A 5,306-nucleotide genomic window follows, 5' to 3' on the forward strand; every position below is an offset into this window, starting at 1 on the left:
AACGCCACCACCGGAGAACTCCTCCGCGAGCTGACCATCGACCCCACCCGCGACTACCAACCCCAGTACACGAAGAAACCCCCGAACCCGTAGGTTCGAGGGTTTCCGATGTCTTGCGACATCACAGTGTCGGGACGGCGGGATTTGAACCCACGACCTTTTGACCCCCAGGACGTTGGAGTAGGCGTTTTCGCAGCCCAACGGCGTTCAGGTAACTCCGGACGGCGTCTAGTGACGTGCGGATTGTTCGACTGCGCGCAAGACGTGTGGTCCTCACCTGGTCCCCGGGCGGGACTGTCCCGCCAGCAGTCTGCTTGACGTACGACGAAACGACCCTCATCTCGGGCCGAGGTCAGCGCAGGGATGCGAAGAACGCGCGGATGTCGTCGGCCACGAGGCCGGGGCGTTCCAGCGAGGCGAAGTGGCCGCCCTCGTCTGGTACGGCTCGAACCTGTGGACGCGATCCTCCACGCCGACCACCCGCTGGCGGACGCCCCCGCGATCCGTCCGGCACAGTTGCGCGACGGCGTGCTGTGGACCCCCGGCCCGCTCCACCGGCTGGACTTCCTGCACCGCTTCGCCACGGCCTTCGGCATCCACCAGCACGCCGAAGGCACGAATCTCGGACTGGACCACTTCCTGGCAGACCTGGCAGCCGACACGCAGCACTTCAGCCTGCTGCCCGCGGACATACCCCTCCCGCCGCACCCGACGATCCGCTCGGTCCCGCTGATCGACCCCACACCGCTGTACGCCTGGTCACATTGCGCTGGTAGGCGAGTGGGGAACGACCGTGGGCAGCGCAGTCGGGGCTGGACTGCTTGGCGGGAGCGCCGAGCTGCCGGGGTACGGGATCAGGCCTTCTGGCGCTTCGCCGCACGAGGTGCGGGCGACCAACGTAGGCGCGAAGACCAACTCGACCGGCCCGCTGGGGCGGTCGACGACGAGTTCGCCCGCCTTCAGGCCCATCTGGTAGGAGGGCTGGGCGATCACGGTGATCCCGAGCGCGGTGGCCCACGGAAAATCGTCCATCGTCACGAACGCGATGTCGCCGGGGATGGCGATGCCGCGAGCGGTGAGGGCCGCGTGGACCGCGACGGTGAGTCGGCCGGTGGTGCAGACGATCGCGTCCAATGGCTCGCCGCGATCACGGCCACGGACGAGCAGCGTGTCGACGGCACCGCTCACCTCGTCTTCGGTTTCCGCGACCATCACCGCGTCCTCGGGCAAGGGCAGCCCCAGGTCCGCGAGGGCCCGCCTCAGCCCCGCCGTGCGCTCGATCTGAGACGTGCGGCGTCCCGAGGACACGACGCCTATGGACGACCGCCCGCACCCGGCCAGATGGACGGCCATCAGCCGCCCGGCCTCGATGTTGTCCAAGCTGATCGAGTGCATGCCGGGCGGCGCGTCCAGCACGGAGCGCGCGATGATCACGCAGGGGGTGCCGTTCTCGGCCATCCGGCGTGTCCGGCCATCGGTCGCTTCGCCGGTCGTCACGATCAGGCCGCGCACCCTCTGTTCGTCCATGGTCCGTACCTGGGCGACCTCGCGGTCGACGCGACGGAAGGTGTTGGCGAGCATGACGAGGCTGTCGTTTGCGGCCGCCACCTCGTCGATGCCGCGGATCAGGTCCAGGTAGAACGGGCTGCTCAGGTCGCGGATGACGACTCCGATCGTGCTGGAGCGTCCGGCGAAGACGCCCCTGGTGAGCGCGTTGGGGGTGTACTCGAGACGAGCGACCGCTTCCCACACCCGGGTGGCGGTCGCCTCGGTGACGGCGCCGCCGTTGAGGACGCGGGAGACCGTGGCCGTGGACACGCCGGCGTCCGCGGCGACGTCGCCGATGGTCGCTCGTTTCACCATGATTCTCCCGGTCCCCCCAGCAGTTCCGGCGCCGGTCAGGCGGCGACGCGCCGACCGGCTCTCGCGACGATCTCGCCACCGACCATGACGATCCCCACGTGGTGGAGCTCCGCAGGGTCCGTCAGCACGAGGTCGGCGATCGTTCCCGGCAGGATACGGCCACGCCGCGGTGCCACGCCGGGGATGGCGTCCGCGACGTTGGCGGTCGCCATCGCGACCGCCGCCGGCAGACTCACCACACCCGCCTTGATGGATCGGTCGATCGCCAGCAGGATCGGGTCGTGGTGGCCGCCCGCGTAGTCGGTCGAGATCGTGTCGACCACCCCCGCGGAAAACATCGCATAAAGCAATTCCGGCCCCGTTGTGAGCCGCTGTGCCCCGAAGGTGTCCAGGGTGGAGACATCCACGATCGCACCCATCTCCTTGAGCCGTCCGGCGTGCTCGACCGCCTCGCGGAGCTCGAAGCTCGAGTGGTTGGAGTGCCCGGCGATCAGCGTCACGTCCGTCTCCGCGATGGAGGCGACCTGGGTCATCGATGCCGCCGCGTTGTGCACCAGCACCGGGACGCCCGCCTCGCGAGCTTGCCCGGCCGCCTCGGCGAGCCCGTGCAAGGCGATGTCGAAGGCCGGCAGCACGATGCCGGAGACGATCTCACGGGTGTCCTCGACCGAGAGCGTGCCAGTCAGGCCCGCGCTCGCCAGGGCCTCCTCGACACGGTCCCGATCGAACGCCTTCTCCGAGATGTGCCGGCCCAGCACCGCGGTCTTCAGCCCGTTCGCCTGCCGGGGTGTGATCTTCACGCCGGTACGTCTCTCGATCTCGGCCGGGATGTACATGTAACTCGCCCCGCCCCCACCGAGGGTGTGTCCCGCCCCGATCTCGCCGAGCGCGACCGCGCCGGCGCGTACCGCGTGCCGCGCGGTGAACATGCGGTTCGCCTCGGTGAGGCCGCCGCCGTCGGCGATGGTCGCCGCCGCCAGGCACGCCGGGGTGTTGCACGAGGCGAGTTTGACGTTGATCGGGTGCACTTCACCGGTGCGCGCGAGCGCCTCGGCGGTGACGAACCCGTCCACGCAGAGCACCGTGGTCGTCCCTTCCAGCAGGTGCCGGTCGAGGTTGGCGAGGACCTGCTCGTGTGGCAGGCCCACGTGTCCGCTGGGAAACAGCGGTCCGTACGCGGTGCCATGTGTGTGGTTGTTGATCAGTCCGGGGATCATCAGCATTCCGGCCGCGTCAACGATCTCGTCCACCGTGCCGTAGGCGTCAGCCGGTCGCGCGGGAACGATCTCGCGAATGGTGCCCCCCGCGACGACGATGTCCACCCCGTGCCGTGGATCCGTGCCCGTGCCGTCGACCAGGTCGCAGCCATGCAGGACGATCGTGCGCATGATCCCTCCGTTACCGGGCCGCCAGTGCCGGCCGCTCGAACCGGAACGCGGCCAGCGCGTCGTCGTGGTCCTCACCGAGCACCTCGCCGGCGACCAGGTCGCCGGCGTGCACGCTGAGCGTCGCGCCGCTGTGCGAGACCGCGAAGTGGAAGTTGGGCAGCGCGACGACCCGGCCGAGTACCGGCAGGCCGTCGCCGGGGATGGGCCGTTGACCGACCCGGACGGCTTCCACGGTCGAGGCTCGCATCCCCGGGTACAGCGCACGACCGGCCTCGACCACCTTGTCGATGGCCGACGGGTCGACGCTGATCTCCCCGGTGCCGGACACGTGTGCCGTGCCGTCGATCTCATGGGTGTGCAGCAGCAGCCGCCCGCCGCCATCCGGGCGTAGGTGGACGTGCGGGGCATGGATGACGCGCGAGACCGATACCGCGACCGGTGAGGAGCAGACGAGCACACCGCGGGTGTTGCGCATGGGCAGAACCAGTCCGGCCAGCGCGGCGATCCCGGCGGCCTGGGGTCCTGCACAGTTCACGACCGCATCCGCGAGGAGCCGCCGGCCGGAGGCGAGCCGCACGGCGCGCACCGTGCCCGCAGTCACCTCCAGTGCGGTGACGGCGTCGTTCGCCGCCAGTTCGGAACCGCCGGCCACCGCCCTCGACAGCAGGTGGGCGATCAGGCGCACCGGCTCGATCCAGCCTTCGCGCGGGAAGTAGGCGATCTCGCCTGCCGGCAACTCGGCGGGGTCCATGTCCGGTTCCAGGCCCAGCGCCTCCGCTCGGCTGAGCCACCGTGCCTCGTATCCGTAGTCGAGGACGCCCGCAACCTTCTTGCGCAGTGCCTCGCGCCCGGCGTCGTCGGCGGCCCATTCGAGGTTGCCGCCCTCGTGGTACCAGTCGCCATGAGGCACGTCGGTGGCCAGCTTGCGATGGGCCGCCATACTCGCGACGCTGAAATCGTGGTACGACCGCGGCTGCTTGCCGCAGGAGTTGGTCCACGAGAACGTCGCACCAGAGCTGCCAGCCGCCGGTGCACCGGCGTCAACGACCGTGACACGAGCGCCCCGCCGCGTCAGCGCGGCGGTCACCGCCGCACCGTAGACGCCGGCACCGATGACGACCACATGCTCGACCATGCTGATCCGGTCTCCCTCGTCTTTCGTGGGGCTTGTCGGGTCGTTTCGGGTGTCGCCGGTCTCGGCGCTCATCGTCTAAGCCGGGGCGAATGAAAGGGAACTGATGACCTCGGCTCGACGGCTTACGCCCTCTCGAAAGTAACTAGTTGCTGTAACTAGTTACAAACAAAGCATGCGCCGTTCCGCGTGTCAATCGAATCTGGGCGCCCCTGGTGATGTCCCGCCGAGTGGTGTAACTCGCTGCTGATCATGTGGGGTCGGCGAGTTGTGGGTTGGTGTGACTATGACGCGGCCAGGGCGGTGTGCGCCAGGGGTTCGGCCGGATCGTCTGCGGGCGGGGCGGTGAGTTGGGTCATGGAGCCCTCGGACAGGTAGCGGCGGTCGCTGACTTGCCATTCGTCGTGGTGCTCGGCAAGGACGGCTCCGGCCAGGCGGCCCAGGGCGGTGGGGTTGGGGAAGACGCCCACGACGTCGGAGCGGCGTTTAATCTCCCGGTTCAGCCGTTCCAGTGGGTTGGTCGACCAGATCTTCTTCCAATGCTGGGCGGGGAAGTCGGCGAACGCGGTGATGTCGTCGGTGGCGTCGAGGAGCATCTGCTCCACGGCGGGGAACTGGCGGCCGAGCATGGTGGCGATGGTGGCCAGCTGGGCCCGGACGGTCTGGGCGTTGGGCTGGGCGAAGATGGTCCGGATCGCCGCGGCGACCATTTCCGCTGATCCCTTGGGGACGCGGGCCAAAACGTTGCGCATGAAGTGAAGCCGTCAAGAATCAAATTGTCGGTGTGTCCTGAGACGTCGTTGATGTCAGGCTGTTGAGGAGTTCGGCCGCACTGGAGTAGCGGGCCGTGGAGTGGGTCACGACATAGCCGTCCTCTTCCAGCAGTGGACGGACCCATGTCCTGGCGTTGCCGATGGTGCGTC

The 5,306-nt window shown here is 68.8% G+C and carries 3 protein-coding genes and 1 pseudogene; all 4 read right to left on the reverse strand.

Annotated elements, in window-relative coordinates; all coding sequences use genetic code 11:
- Positions 1-759: 759 nt before the first annotated feature.
- On the reverse strand, positions 760-1,863 hold the full coding sequence (locus tag QSK36_RS42835; protein WP_169988442.1) for a LacI family DNA-binding transcriptional regulator: 1,104 nt from the start codon (positions 1,861-1,863) through the stop codon (positions 760-762).
- Positions 1,864-1,898: 35 nt separating this feature from the next.
- Positions 1,899-3,251, reverse strand: coding sequence for an amidohydrolase family protein (locus QSK36_RS42840; RefSeq protein WP_169988444.1), 1,353 nt, complete (start codon positions 3,249-3,251; stop codon positions 1,899-1,901).
- Between the two features lie 10 nt (positions 3,252-3,261).
- Positions 3,262-4,386 carry an NAD(P)/FAD-dependent oxidoreductase gene (locus tag QSK36_RS42845; protein ID WP_169988446.1) on the reverse strand — a complete coding sequence of 375 codons (1,125 nt, stop codon included), beginning with the start codon at positions 4,384-4,386 and terminating at the stop codon, positions 3,262-3,264.
- Positions 4,387-4,667: 281 nt separating this feature from the next.
- A pseudogene (locus QSK36_RS42850) lies at positions 4,668-5,147 on the reverse strand (transposase); the annotation flags it as partial.
- Between the last annotated feature and the right edge of the window lie 159 nt (positions 5,148-5,306).

The organism is Microbispora sp. NBRC 16548, assembly GCF_030268985.1.
GTDB classification, from domain to species: domain Bacteria; phylum Actinomycetota; class Actinomycetes; order Streptosporangiales; family Streptosporangiaceae; genus Microbispora; species Microbispora catharanthi.

Coding starts and splice junctions, on each gene's coding strand:
- QSK36_RS42845 (WP_169988446.1), bottom strand. CDS start 4,386: ATGGTCGAGCATGTGGTCGTCATCGGTGCCGGCGTCTACGGTGCGGCG.
- QSK36_RS42835 (WP_169988442.1), bottom strand. CDS start 1,863: ATGGTGAAACGAGCGACCATCGGCGACGTCGCCGCGGACGCCGGCGTG.
- QSK36_RS42840 (WP_169988444.1), bottom strand. CDS start 3,251: ATGCGCACGATCGTCCTGCATGGCTGCGACCTGGTCGACGGCACGGGC.